This is a genomic window from Bartonella bacilliformis KC583 (genome assembly GCF_000015445.1).
Lineage (GTDB): Bacteria > Pseudomonadota > Alphaproteobacteria > Rhizobiales > Rhizobiaceae > Bartonella > Bartonella bacilliformis.
Genome location: NC_008783.1, coordinates 1,369,767 through 1,387,970 on the forward strand (window position 1 = coordinate 1,369,767; position 18,204 = coordinate 1,387,970).

The 18,204-nt window shown below is 38.4% G+C and carries 15 protein-coding genes; 7 read left to right on the forward strand and 8 right to left on the reverse strand.

Annotation, left to right across the window (positions count from 1 at the left end; all coding sequences use genetic code 11):
- Positions 1-63: 63 nt before the first annotated feature.
- Together BARBAKC583_RS06410 and BARBAKC583_RS06415 are read right to left on the reverse strand one after the other, a co-directional pair.
- Positions 64-651 (reverse strand): transglycosylase SLT domain-containing protein, encoded by a 588-nt coding sequence (locus BARBAKC583_RS06410; protein ID WP_035453351.1) that lies wholly within the window; start codon positions 649-651, stop codon positions 64-66.
- A 100-nt stretch (positions 652-751) separates the two neighbouring features.
- On the reverse strand, positions 752-1,876 hold the full coding sequence (locus BARBAKC583_RS06415; protein ID WP_005768104.1) for a DNA recombination protein RmuC: 1,125 nt from the start codon (positions 1,874-1,876) through the stop codon (positions 752-754).
- Between the two features lie 151 nt (positions 1,877-2,027).
- On the opposite strand from BARBAKC583_RS06415, the gene def reads away from it, so the two are divergent.
- The 3 genes from def to truA are packed head-to-tail and all read left to right on the forward strand — an operon-like array spanning position 2,028 to position 4,251.
- The gene (gene def / locus BARBAKC583_RS06420; protein WP_005768105.1) at positions 2,028-2,576 is read left to right on the forward strand and encodes a peptide deformylase; all 549 of its coding nucleotides are present in this window, start codon (positions 2,028-2,030) and stop codon (positions 2,574-2,576) included.
- On the forward strand, positions 2,577-3,506 hold the full coding sequence (gene fmt, locus BARBAKC583_RS06425) for a methionyl-tRNA formyltransferase (RefSeq protein ID WP_005768106.1): 930 nt from the start codon (positions 2,577-2,579) through the stop codon (positions 3,504-3,506).
- Between the two features lies 1 nt (position 3,507).
- Entirely contained in the window at positions 3,508-4,251 is a 744-nt protein-coding gene (gene truA / locus BARBAKC583_RS06430; RefSeq protein WP_005768107.1) for a tRNA pseudouridine(38-40) synthase TruA, read from the forward strand.
- A 32-nt stretch (positions 4,252-4,283) separates the two neighbouring features.
- On the opposite strand, the gene BARBAKC583_RS06435 is transcribed toward truA, so the two are convergent.
- A complete protein-coding gene (locus tag BARBAKC583_RS06435; RefSeq protein WP_005768108.1) occupies positions 4,284-5,102 on the reverse strand; it encodes an LOG family protein in 819 nt (272 codons plus the stop codon).
- A gap of 133 nt (positions 5,103-5,235) precedes the next feature.
- Between BARBAKC583_RS06435 and dapD the strand changes: the two genes are divergently transcribed.
- Entirely contained in the window at positions 5,236-6,084 is an 849-nt protein-coding gene (dapD, locus tag BARBAKC583_RS06440; RefSeq protein ID WP_005768109.1) for a 2,3,4,5-tetrahydropyridine-2,6-dicarboxylate N-succinyltransferase, read from the forward strand.
- 83 nt (positions 6,085-6,167) lie between these two features.
- Here dapD and lepA read toward each other — a convergent pair whose 3' ends face one another.
- The 5 genes from lepA to dnaK form a co-directional block, all read right to left on the reverse strand.
- Entirely contained in the window at positions 6,168-7,973 is a 1,806-nt protein-coding gene (lepA, locus tag BARBAKC583_RS06445) for a translation elongation factor 4 (RefSeq protein ID WP_005768110.1), read from the reverse strand.
- A 211-nt stretch (positions 7,974-8,184) separates the two neighbouring features.
- Entirely contained in the window at positions 8,185-9,099 is a 915-nt protein-coding gene (locus BARBAKC583_RS06450; protein WP_005768111.1) for a DMT family transporter, read from the reverse strand.
- Between the two features lie 34 nt (positions 9,100-9,133).
- Entirely contained in the window at positions 9,134-10,039 is a 906-nt protein-coding gene (gene argB / locus BARBAKC583_RS06455) for an acetylglutamate kinase (protein WP_005768112.1), read from the reverse strand.
- Between the two features lie 465 nt (positions 10,040-10,504).
- The gene (gene dnaJ / locus BARBAKC583_RS06460) at positions 10,505-11,650 is read right to left on the reverse strand and encodes a molecular chaperone DnaJ (protein WP_005768114.1); all 1,146 of its coding nucleotides are present in this window, start codon (positions 11,648-11,650) and stop codon (positions 10,505-10,507) included.
- 157 nt (positions 11,651-11,807) lie between these two features.
- Positions 11,808-13,703 carry a molecular chaperone DnaK gene (gene dnaK / locus BARBAKC583_RS06465; RefSeq protein WP_005768116.1) on the reverse strand — a complete coding sequence of 632 codons (1,896 nt, stop codon included), beginning with the start codon at positions 13,701-13,703 and terminating at the stop codon, positions 11,808-11,810.
- A gap of 782 nt (positions 13,704-14,485) precedes the next feature.
- On the opposite strand from dnaK, the gene BARBAKC583_RS06470 reads away from it, so the two are divergent.
- The 3 genes from BARBAKC583_RS06470 to BARBAKC583_RS06480 all read left to right on the forward strand — a co-directional run bounded on the left by BARBAKC583_RS06470 (position 14,486) and on the right by BARBAKC583_RS06480 (position 18,203).
- Complete coding sequence (locus BARBAKC583_RS06470) at positions 14,486-15,004, forward strand: copper chaperone PCu(A)C (RefSeq protein WP_011807449.1); 519 nt, start codon at positions 14,486-14,488, stop codon at positions 15,002-15,004.
- A 613-nt stretch (positions 15,005-15,617) separates the two neighbouring features.
- Positions 15,618-16,340 (forward strand): response regulator transcription factor, encoded by a 723-nt coding sequence (locus tag BARBAKC583_RS06475; RefSeq protein ID WP_005768120.1) that lies wholly within the window; start codon positions 15,618-15,620, stop codon positions 16,338-16,340.
- A gap of 39 nt (positions 16,341-16,379) precedes the next feature.
- Positions 16,380-18,203, forward strand: coding sequence for a sensor histidine kinase (locus BARBAKC583_RS06480; RefSeq protein WP_011807451.1), 1,824 nt, complete (start codon positions 16,380-16,382; stop codon positions 18,201-18,203).
- Position 18,204: the final 1 nt, after the last annotated feature.

Here is an 18,204-nt window from a genome sequence, read left to right on the forward strand (position 1 = left end):
AGAAAATATGGAAAATTCTCAAAAATATGCAATAATGCAATAATGCAATATTTTCATAATTCTCTAGCGTTGCCCACACATTCTTAACTGCTGATCGTAAAGTATAGCTGTTTTCTCCATATTCTGCGCTACTCTTATTGCTTTTGCATTTCCAAGGCCTCTGCTGCGCGCATAAGCACCATGCCCCATATAATAATTTAAATAAAGATTATAAGCATCATGATGTTTAACACCATTCCGTTGAACACTTTGACGATGATACCAAGCAACAAAATCAGCGGCATCAGAAAAATTAGTACGCCTTGCAAAAGACTGTCCTGTAGAGCGAAGATAGGCTTCCCATGTACCATCAAGCGCTTGAGAATAACCATAAGCTGTTGAAGGGCGCTTCCATGGAATAAAACCCAAAAGTTTCGTACGTGGAGGACGTGCATTATGACGAAAATTTGATTCCATACGAATTGTCGCAAGAATAATGGGCATCGGGATCCCATAACGCGCTTCTGCTTTTTTAGACGCTTTTCTCCAATTTTCAAAAAAACCATCTTTTTGAGCCAGAACGGCGCAAGCATTATTTGTGTACATAGGAGGTTTCGTTGAACAACCGCCCAAAAGAAAAACAAATGCTCCCCAAAATAAAAAATGCCGCATCATCCTTGTTCCTCTTGTCAATCGGTAAAAAGAAGTATCGATACTCAAAAACTCTCATTAATCAATCAAATGATTAAAATATACTTTATTGAGAGCTTTTTTATTCCTCATCAATCGAATGCAATATTTTCGACTGTGCATGAGTTGTTACCGATGTCGAAAGAGAAACATCCTCTTTTAATTCAAAGGATTCAATACGGTTAGCACGTTTCATAATTTTCGAAGATGATGTTAAAATCGCTTCAATATCATCACTCGTTTTGTAAAAATGCTTCTGTAAAGCACGGACACGTACATCCATTCTTTCGAAATCTTCTATCAATTTAGCTACTTCTGACTGGATCAAGTGCGCTTGTTCCCGCATTTTCGCATCTTTCATAATAGTCTGTACAACTTGAACAGATAACATCAATAAAGATGGCGATACAATGATAACATGCGCCCGATTAGCTTTTTGCACCAATGGCTCAAACTCTTCATAAATTGTTGCAAAAATTGATTCCGATGGCACAAAAAGAAAAGCTGTATCATGTGTTTCACCAGGAATTAAATATTTCTGTGCAATATCGCGAATATGGACATCCATATCGGTGCGAAATTGGCGTTCAGCTTCTTGACGTTCTTGAGACAATGAAGCTTTCTGCATTGCATTCCAAGCTTCTAAAGGAAATTTAGCATCAATAACAAGATCTGGCGCCTTATTGGGCATATGAATGAGACAATCTGGTCGCTTTCCATTTGAAAGAATCGCCTGAAAAACATAAGCATTAGCTGGCAAAGCATCAGCAATAATTGCCTCCATCCGTCCCTGACCAAAAATGCCACGCGTTTGCTTATTATTTAAAATAGCCTGCAATTGAATAACCTGCCCTGTAAGTGATTGAATATTATTTTGCGCTGCATCAATAACGGCTAAACGTTCTTGCAAGCGAGTCAAATTCTCATGAGTAGACTGTGTCTGTACCTGAAGGGTTTGGCCTAAATTGGTTGTCATTCCATTGAGCCTCTCACAAATAGACTGATTCAACTCTGCTTGTCTTTGACCAAAGATTTCTGCTATTGTTTGCATACGTCCTTGCATTTCAGCCTGTGTTTTCAGCAACGTGGCCATCTGCATTTGCGTTTCACGAGCACGTTCAGCCGCTTCACTTCCCAACAGTGCTCTTTTTCGATAATAATGTATGATAACAAAGAATCCTATGCCAACTAATAAAGGCATAGCCATAAATTCGCCCCAATATTTACTAAAAGAGATCAAAAGTGAATCAGACATAGAAAATAATATAGCGGTTTCATCGCAAAAAAGTCATCGCAAAAAGTCTATGAATCACCGATTCAATATTGACCAGTTATAAACCATTGATTAATTTACAGCCATGCCAATAAAACCTTTAGTTATTTTACCTGACCCAATTCTCCGTGAAATTTCAAAACCTGTCGAACATATCGATTCCACTATTCAACAACTTGCTGATGACATGTTAGAAACCATGTATAATGCTGGAGGAATTGGCCTTGCTGCTATTCAGGTTGGTATCCCATTGCGGATGTTAGTGGTAGATGTTTCCATATTTACGAGTATTTTTGAACCAGATGCTCCTCAAGATCCAATTATTGTTATTAACCCAGAAATCTTGTGGTTATCAGATGAGCGCAATATTTGCATGGAGGGCTGCCTTTCTATTCCTGGATATTCTGCAGAAGTTGAGCGCCCTAAACGCCTTTGTATTCGTTATAGAAATCGCGAAGGGGAACAAAAAGAAATTGAAGCAGATAATATTTTGGCCACTTGTCTTCAACACGAAATTGATCATTTGAATGGCTGCCTCTTTATTGATCACCTTTCAAAGGTCAAACGTAATATGGTGATACGCAAATTTGAAAAACGGGCAAAAGAGAATAATCTAGAGAAAGAAATTTTGTAAATGGCATTGCGACTAAGTTTTATGGGAACACCTGATTTTGCTGTTCCTGTTTTACATGCTTTGTTAAACGCAGGTCATGATATTGTAGCTGTTTATAGCCAACCTCCACGCCCAGCAGGACGGCGGGGTCTTCAGCTAGTTTCTTCACCTGTTCAAAATGCCGCAGAAGCAAAGTCCATTCCCGTTTTTACCCCTCAAAGTCTTAAAACAGCTGAAGAGCAAGCACGATTTGCAGCCCTATCCGTCGATGCTGCTGTCGTTGTTGCTTATGGAATACTTCTACCAAAAGCTATTCTCGAAGCACCACGTTTTGGTTGTTTTAATGCCCATGCTTCATTATTACCACGCTGGCGTGGTGCAGCACCTATTCAGCGTGCAATTATGGCTGGTGACAAAGAAACTGGCATGATGATTATGCAAATGAATGAAGGGCTTGACACAGGACCCATTGCTTTATCTCGTTCTATTGCTATCACTGAAAATATCACCGCAGCTGAACTGTCAGATAAACTTTCACATATGGGAGCAGAACTCATCGTAGAAGCTTTATCTGCTCTTGAAAAAGGTCAACTCACATTGACCCCGCAATCACTCGAAGGCGTATCCTATGCCTCCAAAATCAAAAAAGAAGAAACCCAAATTGATTGGACAAAATCCGCAGAAGTTATTCACAAATATATCTGCGCGCTCTCTCCCTATCCTGGTTGCTGGTGCACAATGACTATCGGTGGCAAGCCAGAACGGGTAAAAATTCTTGGCAGTCGCTTAGCCACAGGAGATTCTCTTGGGATCGGTCGAATAGAAGCTGGACATTTGATTATCCATTGTGGACAAGGACGAATAGAAATAACCCACCTCCAAAGAGCCGGTAGTAGAATTCTTGATAGTTCAACATTTTTGCGTGGTGCTAATATTTCTGCAGTTTTCTGATATGGCACGTTTTAAACTTACCCTTGAATATGATGGATCAAATTACGCTGGCTGGCAACGCCAAGCAGAACTTCGTACCGTGCAAGGTGCTGTTGAACAAGCTATTTTTCACTTTAGCGGCCAACAACTCACCATTACAACAGCAGGAAGAACCGATGCTGGTGTGCATGCTACCGGGCAAGTTGCTCATGTTGATTTTGAAAAAGACTGGCATGTGAATACGATACATAATGCGCTTAATGCTCATTTACGGCAACAAGGCGACAATATTGCTATCTTAAATGTAGAAAATATTCCCGATAGCTTTGATGCACGATTATCTGCAGTTAAACGTCATTATCTTTTTAAAATTCTCAACCGTCGTGCACCGCCAGCTTTAAACGCCAAACGCGTATGGTGGCTGCCGAGACCTCTGAATGCCGATGCGATGCATAAAGCCGCACAAAAACTTGTAGGAAAACACGATTTTACGACTTTCCGATCAGCACACTGCCAAGCTAAAAGTCCTATTCGCACTCTTGAATGTCTGGATGTTCAAAGAGAAGGAGAAGAAATTTTTCTTTATGCACGAGCCCGCTCTTTTCTTCATCATCAAATCCGTTCATTTGCGGGAAGCCTTATGGAAGTTGGTATAGGACGCTGGACAGCTCAAGATCTTGAAGAAGCCCTCCATGCTAAAGATCGCGCACGCTGTGGCATGGTTGCACCTCCTTCAGGCCTTTATTTGACACAAGTTGATTATTAGCACATTTCAGAGAATTTATTCTCAAACTGTCATTAAGCAAGCTGATAAAAAGAACGAATTTCTTCAAACGCTTCTGCTGCTGTATCAACAAATGTCAACAAATCTATGTCCGTAGGAGAAATCACCCCTTGCTCAGATAAGTAATCAAAATTGATAAGATTTTTCCAAAATTTCTTACCAAACATTAAAATTGGAACCTTTTGCATACGTCTTGTTTGCATAAGAGTTAAAGCTTCAAAAAGCTCATCCAAAGTCCCAAATCCCCCTGGAAAAACAGCCAATGCCTTCGCCCGTATTAAAAAATGCGTTTTGCGCATTGTTAAATAATGAAAATTAAAACACAAATGCGGAGACACATAAATATTGGGTGTTTGCTCATGAGGCAAAACAACATTCAAACCTATCGTTGGAGCATCAACATCAACAGCACCACGATTTCCTGCTTCCATAACCCCAGGCCCTCCCCCTGTGACAATCACAAATTCGCGATACCCTGTGGTAGCAGAATAGCGCGAACATAAACGTGCAAACTCTCTTGCTTCATCATAATATTGTGACATTGTTTGCAAATTTTTCTTTTGCGTTTCATTTTTTGCTGTCCAAGCATCTTGCCCAGGTTCAGGAATTCTGGCCCCACCGAATATAACAACTGTTGATTCAATATCACATTCCTGAAGCACTATTTCTGGCTTTAAAAATTCAAGGCCAATACGTTGTGAACGCAATTCAGGGCGCATCATAAATTCCTGATCTACATAAGCTAAACGATACGTTAGCGAACGCATTTGTGGTGTATTAGACACTTTATCACCTATTCTCTCATTGTTGCGGATGGGAAAGCTTTTTTTCATCTTTTTTTAGCCTTTTCTATACCTCTGTCTTGATCTTGTACCCTTTTTGAATCCTTTTATTGACCGCATACACTATAGATCATAATAATAATACAGATACGATGCTTTAAACTTGTTTAACGGAACTTTAGCTATGACCGATTTGATACAACTTAAAATGATTATTGAAAAAGCATTTAATAATCACGATTCTCTTAACACAGCGACAAAAGGAGAAATCCGTGACAGTGTTGAGTATACCCTAAACCTTTTAGATAAAGGTGAAATTCGTGTTGCAGAACGCCAAGAAAACGGCCAATGGCATGTTCACGAATGGTTGAAAAAAGCAGTTCTTATGTCCTTTCGGCTTAATCCTATGCATATAATTTCTGGTGGTGCAAATGAATCATTTTGGTGGGATAAAATACCTTCAAAATTTTCTGGTTGGCAGGAAACTGATTTTAAAAAAGCTAATTTTCGCTCAGTTCCTGGAGCCATTGTACGCCATTCTGCTTATATTGCATCCAATGTCATCTTGATGCCATCCTTTGTTAATCTTGGTGCTTATGTAGATGAGGAAACGATGATTGATACATGGGCAACTGTTGGTTCTTGCGCACAAATTGGTAAACATGTTCACCTTTCTGGTGGAGTGGGCATTGGAGGTGTTTTAGAGCCACTACAAGCAAGCCCAACAATTATTGAAGATCATTGTTTTATCGGTGCACGTTCTGAAGTTGTTGAAGGATGTATTATCCGTGAAGGTTCTGTTTTAGGCATGGGAGTCTTTATTGGAAAATCTACAAAAATTATCGACCGATCAACAGGTGAAGTGTTTATAGGTGAAGTGCCAGCTTATTCAGTTGTCGTTCCAGGTTCTCTCCCTGGAAAACCATTACCAAACGGTGAAGCAGGTCCCAACCTTTACTGCGCTGTTATTGTTAAACGGGTTGATCAAAAAACACGAGAAAAAACATCGATTAATGATCTCTTGCGTGACTAAAAAACTCTCAAATACCTAAGAATGAGCAGTACAGTAAGCAGTGAACCAATAAAGTAAAAAAGGAAATTTTTTCTATTTTTTGACTATTTATCCATTTTTAGTGCTTGAATAAAAGCTGATTGCGGAATTGTCACCTTTCCAAACTGGCGCATACGTTTTTTGCCCTCTTTTTGCTTTTCTAACAGTTTGCGCTTACGGGTAACATCACCACCATAACATTTTGCTGTCACATCTTTGCGCAATGCACGAATTGTTTCACGTGCAATAATTTTACCACCAATGGCTGCTTGAATTGGAATCTGAAAAATATGTTGCGGAATAAGATCTTTTAGTTTTTCACACATGGAACGCCCACGCTTTTCTGCTATGCTGCGGTGTACCAGCATCGACAATGCATCAATCGGTTCTCCATTAACCAAAATAGACATTTTGACTAAATCCCCTTCAGCATAATCTGTCATCTGATAATCAAAAGAAGCATATCCTTTCGAAAGTGACTTTAAACGGTCATAAAAATCGAACACTACCTCATTTAAGGGTAAATCATAGGTTACCATAGCACGCGTCCCAACATAGCTCAAACTAACTTGTAACCCACGTCGTTCTTGGCAAAGTGCTAAAACTGATCCCAAATAATCATCAGGTGTCATAATTGTTGCACGAATCCATGGTTCTTCAATGGAAGAAATTTTAACAATATCAGGCATATCAGCTGGATTATGCAATTCCTTAACAGAACCGTTATTCATATTCATGCGATAAACAACTGAAGGCGCTGTCGCAATTAAATCCAAATTAAATTCGCGTTCTAACCGTTCTTGAATAATCTCAAGATGAAGAAGCCCCAAAAAGCCACAACGAAAACCAAAACCCAAAGCCGCTGATGTTTCCATCTCAAAAGAAAAGCTAGCGTCATTTAAACGCAACTTTCCCATGGCGATACGTAAATCTTCAAAATGGGCTGCATCAACTGGAAAAAGACCACAAAAAACAACCGGCTGAACAGGTTTAAAACCTGGTAAAATCTCTTCACAAGCGCGTCGCTCTTCAGTGATTGTATCCCCAACACGCGTATCGGCAACTTCACGAATAGAAGCCGTGATAAAACCAATCTCTCCTGGCCCTAATTCATCAACCTGAACCATTTTGGGAGTAAATACTCCAACCCGTTCAACTGGATATTTTGCGCCTGTACCCATCATGCGGATAATTTGGCCTTTTTTCAAGACACCATCAATCACGCGCACCAAAACAATAACACCAAGATAAGCATCATACCAGCTATCAACCAACATCGCCTTTAAAGGTTTGGTAACATCACCAATGCTAGGAGGTGGCAATTGCATTACAATTGCTTCTAAGACATCAATAACACCTAAACCTGTTTTTGCTGATATTTCTACTGCTTCAGATGCATCAATGCCGATCACATCTTCGATTTGCTTTTTCACACGCTCAGGTTCTGCAGCAGGGAGATCCACCTTATTGAGAACAACAACTAATTCATGATTATTATCAATAGCTTGGTAAACATTTGCTAACGTTTGTGCTTCCACCCCTTGGCTAGCATCTACCACCAGCAATGACCCCTCACAAGCTGCCAATGAACGCGATACCTCATAAGCAAAATCAACATGGCCAGGTGTATCAATAAGATTTAAGATGTATGTTTCACCATTTTTTGCTTTATAGCGCAAGCGTACTGTTTGCGCTTTAATCGTAATGCCACGTTCACGCTCAATATCCATAGAATCAAGTACTTGATCCTTCATCTCTCGTGTTTCAAGGCCTCCTGTCATTTGAATTAAACGATCAGCCAAAGTTGATTTGCCGTGGTCAATGTGAGCCACAATGGAGAAATTACGGATATAATTACGATCTATTGTCATAGAGGGCGATTTAGCAAAGAATAACACAAAACGCAAAGACCAATTATCCCCCCTCTTAAGAGCCTTGAAAAATATCAAAAAAATTGACTAATAAAATTGCCCTATTTTAATTTTTACTCTTTTTAGAGCTCATAGATCTTTAAAAAATGTCACGCACTGACTTTTTTCAGGAAACATTGTCGCACAAGAGAACGACCTAAAAACAAGAAACCTAATCGATCTTTTTGACAATTTTATCTTTTTTACACCATTGTGAAGGTTGTAACTCTGATACTATAATCCCAATCAGAATGAGCAAACCACCTAATAAAGCAGAAGCAGATAAACGCTCACCAGCTAAACGCCCAACAATACCAGCCCACACAGGTTCGCCTGCGTAAATAAGTGTTGCACGAGTAGGCAAAATAGATTTCTGTGCCCAATTCATTATTAATTGAATCACTGCACTCATAAGAGCTAACGCTATACCTATATTGAACCACACCCATGAAAATTCAGGAATAGTTTCATCCATCAAAGGCATACAGAAAAATGAAAAAAGACCTCCAAAAAATAACTGTATAACCGTTATACGCCGACTATCTACTTTGCTTGCGAAAAAACCTATCAGAATAATTTCTACAGCAATTGCTACAGCTCCTAACAGGGTGAGAATTTCGCCTGTTGAAAAATTAATACCTTGTATCCCCTGCCCAGAAACAAGCATAAGCCCGATAAAAGCGAAAACGATACCAACCCAACTCGCTAAATGTGGGGTTTTTTTTAAAAAAATCCATTGCAATACTGGTACCACCGGCACATAAAGCGCCGTAATAAAAGCTGACTGACTACTGATAATCGTCTGAAGTCCTGCTGTTTGTAAAACATAACCAAGAAACATTCCCAGACCAATACACATACCAGCAAAAATTTCATAAATGGTTATGCCTTTCATCGATCGCCAAAAAATCATCCCAGAGATAAGTGCTGCAACCATAAAACGAAATCCTACAAAAAAAAGGGGACCGCTATAACGTACCGCAATATGGATGATTAAAAATGTAATACCCCAGAGCATTGTTGCAGCACACAAGGCCAATTCTTGCTTACTTAATAAAGGGTATTTAAACTGTTTTATTCTGGCCATGAAAAGCTTCACCCTTAAACTTACTCCTTATATATTACGAAATGATAAGCGTTCCGGCTCCATGCTCGGTAAATAATTCCAACAAAACAGGATGGGAGGTTTTGCCATTTAAAATAACCACACCCTCTACACCACCTTGAATAGCGTTAATACAGGTTTCAACTTTTGGAATCATACCACCTGAAATTGTTCCATCTTTGATGAGATTTTTAGCTTCAGTAACTGTTAATTCTTTTAAAACCTTCCCCTCTTTATCCAGAACACCAGGCACATCTGTTAGAAACAAAAGGCGTTTAGCTTCCAAAGCTCCAGCAATTGCTCCTGCAAAAATATCAGCATTAATATTATAAGTTTTGCCATCACGACCCGGAGCAATAGGAGCAATAACCGGAATCATTTCAGAACACGCTAAAAAATCTAGCAATGTTCGATCAATTTCAACAGGCTCACCAACAAATCCTAAGTCTAGAACACGTTCACTATTCGAATTAGGATCGATTACCGTTTTATGAACCTTTTCAGCAAAAACCATATTACCATCCTTGCCGCAAAGTCCAATCGCCCATTCACCTTCAGCATTAATAAGCGCTACAATTTCTTTATTAATTGATCCTGCCAAAACCATTTCAACGACTTCAACGATCTTTTCATCCGTCACGCGTAAACCACTTTCAAACCGTGATTCGATCCCCATTTTCTTTAAAGTTTCAGCAATTCGTGGACCACCACCATGAACGACAATAGGATTAACGCCAGATTGCTTCAATAAAGCAATATCACGTGCAAACGCCTGCCCTAAAGCGAGATTGCCCATAGCGTGTCCGCCATATTTTATAACAACCGTTTCATTTTCATATTTTTGCATATAAGGTAAAGCAGATGACAAAAATGCCGCTTGTTTTTCCAAAACATCTACATCATTATTTGCAACATTATCCATCAAAAGAACCTCTTTATTATTTTTTCCTTCTCTTAAAGGAGTTTAGGAAAATAAAAACAGATTTTAAAATAAATTTCTCTCTACTCAACCTATGACAATCATCAATTTTTCCTTAAAACCGCTCCCTAAATATTCTTGAGATCAAACACAAGGAATTTCTTTCCTCATACTAATTCATACTGAAGAACTTTCAGGAAATACAGAATATCACTATCCGATAACCTTATTTATGAGCAAAAAATACGGAAGAATTTCGGAGAAACTGTGCACAATTAACAAACGAATGTGCATCATATAATAAAAACGAAATATATGATACCGATTTATATTTTCTGTTCTCCATTTAAAACTTCAATGACTTTTTTGAAGAAAAATCTGCTTGTCTATTTGATCGAATATTCTAACAAATCTTTTTTCAATCACACTGTGTATTTCTTATCACTTTCCTAAATTCACATAGATCCATTAATGCTGACCAGAAATATTTTCAAAAAATTCTTTCATACGCGAAAAAAAACCATGTGATTGTGGTGAATTTTCATGATTTGAAAGCTTATCAAATTGTTGTAACAATTCGCGTTGCTCTTGCGTCAATTTCTGTGGTGTCTCAATGGTAATATGAATGTAAAGATCACCCCTTGCCTGTTGGCGCAATATAGGCATTCCTTTACCTTTAAGGCGGAATTGACGTCCATTTTGTGTTCCTTCTGGTATTTTAACCCGTGATTGAATACCTTCAAGATCAGCAACCTCAAACTCTCCCCCTAAAGCAGCTGTAGTCATTGAAATAGGAACGCGACAATGAAGATCTGCTCCTTCTCGTTGAAAAAATTCATGCGGCTTAATGGAAAGAAAAATATACAAATCACCCGCAGGACCACCACGACTGCCTGCATCGCCTTCACCAGAAAGACGAATACGGGTCCCATCTTCAATACCCACTGGAATATTCACACGTAACGAACGTGTTTTTTCCACGCGCCTTGTCCCATGACATTTCGAACACGGATCTGTAATAATTTCGCCACGACCATGGCATTTTGAACATGTCCGTTCAATAGAAAAAAATCCCTGCGCAGCGCGTACACGTCCAGATCCATGGCAAATTCCACAAGTTTGTGGCTTAGAACCTTTTTTTGCACCTGATCCTTCACAAGCATCACACATAATCAAACTTGGAATATTAATTTGCACAGTTTTTCCCGCAAAGGCTTCTTCCAATGTCACTTCCATATTATAGCTTAGATCTGCACCACGTTCACGACCATCGCTTCGTTTCCGGTACCCACCCCCCATAACTTCGCCAAAGAAATCTTCAAAAATATCAGCAAATCCACCACTTGCAGAAAATCCACCGCCAAATGGGCCAGCTCCTCCACGACTATTGTTGTCAAAAGCCGCATGACCAAACTTATCATATGCAGCCCGCTTTTGAGGATCTTTTAGAACTTCATAAGCTTCACCGATTTCTTTGAATTTCTGTTCCGCTTCTTTATCCCCTGGATTACGATCAGGATGATATTGCATTGCAAGTTTGCGAAAAGCAGATTTTAGCTTTTTATCATCACATTCACGTGTCACGCCAAGAACTGCATAATAATCGACTTTCATCATATATTCCTGATAAATTTTCCGTTATTCATTTCATGAATAATATCTGTTTCAATGTATATTTGTCAGCAACAGAATGACAACTGCTCCCCAACAATAAACCCAGCCTCATATTTCACGGGCTGGGCTTATTAACCTATCAATCCATTGGTTTCAACTATTTCTTTTTATCATTAATTTCTTCGAAATCAGCATCAACCACATCATCATTTGCTGAATCTGCTACAGCATCAGCCTCTGCAGATGCATTCGAAGCCTCATACATAGCTTGTCCGAGCTTCATACTGACTTCTGCTAATTTCTGCATTTTTGCTTTCACTTCTTCAGAATTGTCCCCGTCAAGAACAGCTTTCAAATCTGCTATTGCTGCTTCAATCTGACCTTTATCCTCAGCTGAGACCTTATCGCCATATTCAGTTAATGACTTTTCAGTTGAATGAATGAGGGCTTCTGCCTGATTTTTGGCTTCAACATTTTCACGACGCTTTTTATCCTCAGCAGCGTGTGATTCCGCATCTTTAACCATATTTTCAATATCAGCATCACTTAAACCACCTGATGCCTGAATACGAATCTGATGCTCCTTACCAGTGCCTTTATCCTTAGCCGAAACATTCACAATACCATTTGCGTCAATATCAAAAGTAACCTCAATCTGAGGAACACCACGCGGTGCTGGTGGAATACCAACAAGGTCAAATTGAGCTAATAATTTGTTATCATTGGCCATTTCGCGTTCGCCTTGGAAAACACGAATAGTTACCGCATTTTGATTGTCATCAGCTGTTGAAAAAGTTTGAGATTTCTTAGTCGGAATGGTGGTATTACGTTCAATTAAACGTGTAAATACCCCTCCTAACGTTTCGATACCTAAAGAGAGAGGCGTAACATCCAGAAGCAAAACATCTTTCACGTCACCTTGCAAAACCCCACCCTGAATTGCTGCACCCATCGCTACAACTTCATCAGGATTGACGCCTTTGTGGGGATCTTTACCGAAGAAGTTTTGCACTACTTCTTGAATCTTAGGCATGCGAGTCATACCACCCACCAAAACAACTTCGTCAATCTCACCAGCACGTAATCCTGCATCTTTCAATGCAGCTTTACAAGGTTCGATCGTGCGCTGCACCAAATCATCAACGAGAGATTCAAATTTTGCTCGGGTTAATTTCATCGTTAAGTGCTTAGGACCAGACTGGTCAGCGGTGATAAACGGTAAATTAACTTCAGTTTGCTGTGAAGAAGAAAGCTCAATTTTTGCTTTTTCTGCTGCTTCTTTCAAACGCTGTAAAGCCAATTTATCATTTTTGAGATCAATTCCTTGTTCTTTCTTAAACTCATCGGCAAAATAGCTCACCAAGCACATGTCAAAGTCTTCACCACCTAAGAACGTATCCCCATTGGTTGACTTAACCTCAAAAACGCCATCTCCGATTTCAAGCACAGAAATATCAAACGTACCACCACCAAGATCGTACACAGCAATAGTTTTGCCATCTTTCTTATCCAAACCATAAGCCAAAGCAGCAGCTGTGGGCTCATTAATGATCCGTAACACTTCAAGCCCAGCAATTTTACCAGCATCTTTGGTAGCCTGACGCTGTGCATCATTGAAATAAGCAGGAACAGTGATAACAGCTTGCTCAACCTTTTCACCAAGATAAGATTCCGCTGTTTCTTTCATTTTTTGCAAAATCATTGCTGAAATTTGTGATGGAGAATATTTTTTACTGTTTTCCTCAACCCATGCGTCACCATTGTCACCTTTAACAATTTTGTAAGGTACAAGCGCTTTATCTTTCTCAACCATGGGATCATCAAAGCGGCGTCCAATCAAACGCTTAACTGCAAAAACTGTTCCTTCAGGGTTGGTAACTGCCTGTCGTTTAGCAGGTTGCCCCACAAGTCGTTCACCACTATCAGTAAAAGCAACAACAGAAGGCGTTGTCCGTGCTCCTTCTGAATTTTCAATAACCTTTGCATTTTTGCCATCCATGACAGCAACACAAGAGTTGGTCGTCCCCAAATCAATACCAATTACTTTTGCCATATTTTAATCTCCATTCAGCAAGCTGTCTAAATCTTTATTAAGCATCTTTCCAAAACAGCTCCTTATTATTCAACGCCCATATTTAACTCCAAATCACATACAATAATTTGAGAATCACAACGAGTCTTTTTTGGTATATAAGAACAGCCTTTCATCCCTACAAGAGAATAACAAAAAAACATTCTTAAAATGAAAATTTTCTTTTAAAATAAGTATTTCTACTGCTTTAAACACCATAGGCACAGATATCATAGCACATCTTATCTTCAATTCTCACAAAAATGTGAATGCACTATAAAGATTAGAAAAATAAAAGCTATTGTCTAATTTTCGCTTGGTGTTTTATCTCTCAAAATTACAAAAAATACTTAAATGAAAACTTTGTGAAAGTATATTTTTCAAACAATAAATCTACAAAAAATAGAACATATTTAATCAGATTTACACTAATCAACAATCCCTGTATTCGTCAATAAATACAGAAAATTCTGCATTTATTGTAGTATTAAATGCATTTTTTGAAGAAAAACTGAAAATCAGCTGCTATAAATTTCTCTATATATCCTTTTAAAGTTACAGATATGCAAAAAAGAACTGGCTATTCTTAATGAATTTTCTTAACTATTTTAATTTTTCAAGCCAATATAATTTGAACAATACCATCTTTCATGCTTATATAAGCAAAGGCTCAGTTCAAAATACAAGAAAGCATTGATAAAGTAAGTTCAATGCCTGAGGATTCAGCCAATGACAACATTTATTGTTTGCAGAATGGAAAATTTATGTCTACACCGATTGCTCACGTACAATATGCATTCAAAAAGCTTGTCACCAGCATTTGGTATATTGTTCTTATCTCTGTTTTTGTAACTTTACCTATAACTGCAAACGCTCACCAGTATAAAATTGGTGATATAGAAATCGTGCATCCTTGGACACGTACAACGTTAAAGGGTACAAAAGTCAGCAGTGGTTATTTTCACATTATTAACCACGGAAATACTCCCGATCGACTCATCTCTGTTGAAACGGATGGAGTAAAAACAACAGAAATTCATTCTATGGCAATTAATAATGATATTATGCAAATGAAACACCTCACCAATGGTATTGAAATTCCAGGATCTGGCGAAATTAAACTGAAACCTGGTGGTGATCATATAATGTTCATGGGACTTTCACAACCATTCCAAAAAGGTGACAAAATCAATGCAAAGTTGACATTTGAAAAAGCTGGTGTCATTGATATTTACTTTAATGTAGATGCTTCACATAATTATCCAACCCCTATAACACACTGAAAAACATAGAATAAAATTCTATATTCTCCCTTAGCTTAAGCATAGATTAAAATGAGCAGTCTACTATTATAAAAAGATTATTCACCAATTTGTTAAGCTTGAGCGCATTTCAGACACGCACAGAATTTTTCTAAGATTAAGCTTCATCAAGCAAATTTAGTGTAAAACTCTCGCATTCAAAATTGTCTCTTTCAGTTTAATGATGACCAATATCAACCATTTCAAAAAAATAAAACCCCATTCATCTTTTTTCATAGGAGGATGGTGGCCTTTTGGCCTTACCATAACAGTATTTTCTCTCACTATTTTAAATATATAGGCAGATTCTATAAACTTGAATTATTGAAAATAACTCCATCTACTTCTTAGACGAAAACTGTAGTAAATTTCGACAAAAAAACATCACAATAGAATTTTCTAATCTGTATAGGAATCTTAATTAGCAAAAAAACATTAAAAATTTGCAAAATAAAATAGCTTTTCACTGTGAAAATGAAAGATCTTTGACTCTGCCACAATTTGCACCATATTTGTTTTGCAAAAAAAATGTAAATCTCCATATAATTTAGTGTGGTCAATGTCTTATTAAAGAAACAGAGAGGTTCAGGAAGCCATGAAGAATACTCCAACAGTCACCCAAACGATTGTACTTGTTGATGACGACCGCAATATTTTGACATCTTTATCTTTTGCGCTCGAAACAGAAGGGTATCGCGTTGAAAGCTACACAAATGGAGTATCTGCACTTAAATCTTTAACACTGCATCCTCCACATTTAGCTATTTTTGATATTAAAATGCCACGTATGGATGGTATGGAACTTCTGCGTCGACTACGCCAAAAATCTGATATTCCAGTTATCTTTCTTACCTCTAAAGATGATGAAATTGACGAACTTTTTGGCCTCAAAATGGGAGCGGATGATTTTATTACCAAACCTTTCTCTCAACGTCTTCTCATCGAGAGAGTCAAAGCTATTTTGCGCCGTTTCAACGCTCGTAACCAACCGGTACCAACAGGTGTATCCCCTACCTCTTCCTTTAAACGAGGAGACCTGATAATGGATCAAGAACGCCACACCTGTACATGGAAAGATAGACCTGTTATCTTAACGGTCACAGAATTTCTGATTCTTCAAACCTTAGCACAACGTCCGGGAGTGGTTAAAAGTCGTGATGCTTTAATGGATGCCGCCTATAACGATCAAGTCTATGTAGATGATCGGACTATCGATAGTCACATTAAGCGTTTACGTAAAAAATTTAAACAAGTGGATGATGATTTTGCAATGATTGAAACACTTTATGGTGTAGGTTATCGTTTTCATGACGTGTAAAACCATTTCACTGAAAAAGCTTGCGTAACAATGAAACTAATGAAAAAGAACATTCAACCAAGCACTCTTACAAACGAAACGCCAAGTGCTCTTCCTCCAACACGTCTTTTCATACTAGCTGATTTGCATCAGCGGATACAGAGCCTCTTTAAAAAATTATTTCTTTCCAGCCTTACACGCCGTATTGTCATTTTAAACCTTGCTGCTCTTGGTGTTCTGGTTACAAGTATTTTATACCTTAATCAATTTCGTGATGGTTTAATTGAAGCGAAAATTGAAAGTTTGCGTACTCAAGGAAAAATTATTGCCGGAGCTATTGCTGCTTCTGCAACAGTAGATACAAATTCTATTTTAATTGATCCTCAAAAGCTTCTAGAGTTACAAATTGGAGAAAGTGTTGCTCCAACACCTCAATCAACGGACTCTTGGGATTTCCCTATTAATCCTGAACAAATTGCACCATTATTACGCCGACTCATCGCACCCGAAACAACAAGAGCGCGTATCTATGACCGTGATGCCACTTTGCTTCTTGATTCACGTGTTCTTTATTCTAGTGGCAAAGTTTTCAGCTATGATTTACCACCTATTGAAACCAAAGAAACCCTATGGAAATCTCTATGTTCATGGTTTTCAAATACACTTTATGGCAATGGTCTTGCCCTTGATAGAGAGAAAGCCAAAGGTTACGTCGATATCCACCCGGAAGTTTACCAAGCATTAAATGGCTCTTCCGCGACCGCTAAACGACGTAACAGGCAAGGTCAATTAATTGTTTCAGTTGCTGTTCCTGTTCAGCGTTATCGTGCAGTCGTGGGTGCTCTTCTTCTTTCAACCCTTGGTTCAGATATTGATGATATCGTAAAAGGTGAAAGACTCGTAATTTTTAAAGTTTTTGCGGTCGTTGGGAGTGTTCTTTTAGTACTTTCCCTATTTTTAGCGCATACAATTGCTCATCCATTGAGCAAACTATCTGCTTCTGCCAATCGTGTACGTCATGGTAACAACAAACGAATAGAAATTCCTGATTTTTCCGAACGTGAAGATGAAATTGGTCATCTTTCAACTTCTATATGTGATATGACAAATGCTCTTTACATGCGCATTGAAGCCATTGAACGTTTTGCTGCAGATGTAAGCCATGAGCTAAAAAATCCTCTCACTTCGCTACGAAGCGCTGTCGAAACGCTACCACTAACTAAAAATAAAGAAACACAGGAAAAATTGCTTAAAATTATTCAACATGATATCCGCCGTCTTGATCGTTTAATTACTGATATTTCTGATGCTTCACGATTAGATGCAGAACTTGCCCGTGAAACTGCACAAATCGTCGATATGAATCTACTTTTGGAAAACCTCATCCACGCTGTTCGTGAAGTATATTCTAGTCAACAAACAATCGATATCAATCTTAATATCGTTCCCCATCCTCACGATAAGCATTACTTTGTTTTAGGGTATGAATTACGGTTAGGTCAGGTTATTTCTAATCTCCTTGCGAATGCACGTTCCTTCGTTCCTCATGATAACGGAAAAATTTGGATTACTATGACAGGTAAAGCTTCCACGCTTATTTTAACAGTTGAAGATAATGGCCCTGGTATTCGTTCAGAGAATATTAATCATATTTTTGAACGTTTTTATACTGACCGACCAAATGAAGATGCATTTGGACAAAATTCAGGACTGGGTCTTTTTATTAGTCGGCAAATTATTGAAGCTCATAATGGAACGCTCACCGCTGAAAATATTATTGATCCTACCCTTGAAAATAGCAAAATTGGTGCGCGATTTATCATTATGCTTCCCCTTGCAAAGGTAAATTCTCTAAGTGAAGCAAAAAACAGAACAACAAAGTGAA

Bases quoted from the DNA above. Each gene is read 5' to 3' on its own strand.
- BARBAKC583_RS06415 (WP_005768104.1), bottom strand. From the start codon at position 1,876: ATGGCTATGCCTTTATTAGTTGGCATAGGATTCTTTGTTATCATACAT.
- def (WP_005768105.1), top strand. From the start codon at position 2,028: ATGCCAATAAAACCTTTAGTTATTTTACCTGACCCAATTCTCCGTGAA.
- fmt (WP_005768106.1), top strand. From the start codon at position 2,577: ATGGCATTGCGACTAAGTTTTATGGGAACACCTGATTTTGCTGTTCCT.
- dnaK (WP_005768116.1), bottom strand. From the start codon at position 13,703: ATGGCAAAAGTAATTGGTATTGATTTGGGGACGACCAACTCTTGTGTT.
- argB (WP_005768112.1), bottom strand. From the start codon at position 10,039: ATGGATAATGTTGCAAATAATGATGTAGATGTTTTGGAAAAACAAGCG.
- BARBAKC583_RS06475 (WP_005768120.1), top strand. From the start codon at position 15,618: ATGAAGAATACTCCAACAGTCACCCAAACGATTGTACTTGTTGATGAC.
- BARBAKC583_RS06435 (WP_005768108.1), bottom strand. From the start codon at position 5,102: ATGAAAAAAAGCTTTCCCATCCGCAACAATGAGAGAATAGGTGATAAA.
- BARBAKC583_RS06480 (WP_011807451.1), top strand. From the start codon at position 16,380: ATGAAAAAGAACATTCAACCAAGCACTCTTACAAACGAAACGCCAAGT.
- dnaJ (WP_005768114.1), bottom strand. From the start codon at position 11,650: ATGAAAGTCGATTATTATGCAGTTCTTGGCGTGACACGTGAATGTGAT.
- BARBAKC583_RS06470 (WP_011807449.1), top strand. From the start codon at position 14,486: ATGTCTACACCGATTGCTCACGTACAATATGCATTCAAAAAGCTTGTC.
- lepA (WP_005768110.1), bottom strand. From the start codon at position 7,973: ATGACAATAGATCGTAATTATATCCGTAATTTCTCCATTGTGGCTCAC.
- BARBAKC583_RS06450 (WP_005768111.1), bottom strand. From the start codon at position 9,099: ATGGCCAGAATAAAACAGTTTAAATACCCTTTATTAAGTAAGCAAGAA.
- dapD (WP_005768109.1), top strand. From the start codon at position 5,236: ATGACCGATTTGATACAACTTAAAATGATTATTGAAAAAGCATTTAAT.
- BARBAKC583_RS06410 (WP_035453351.1), bottom strand. From the start codon at position 651: ATGCGGCATTTTTTATTTTGGGGAGCATTTGTTTTTCTTTTGGGCGGT.
- truA (WP_005768107.1), top strand. From the start codon at position 3,508: ATGGCACGTTTTAAACTTACCCTTGAATATGATGGATCAAATTACGCT.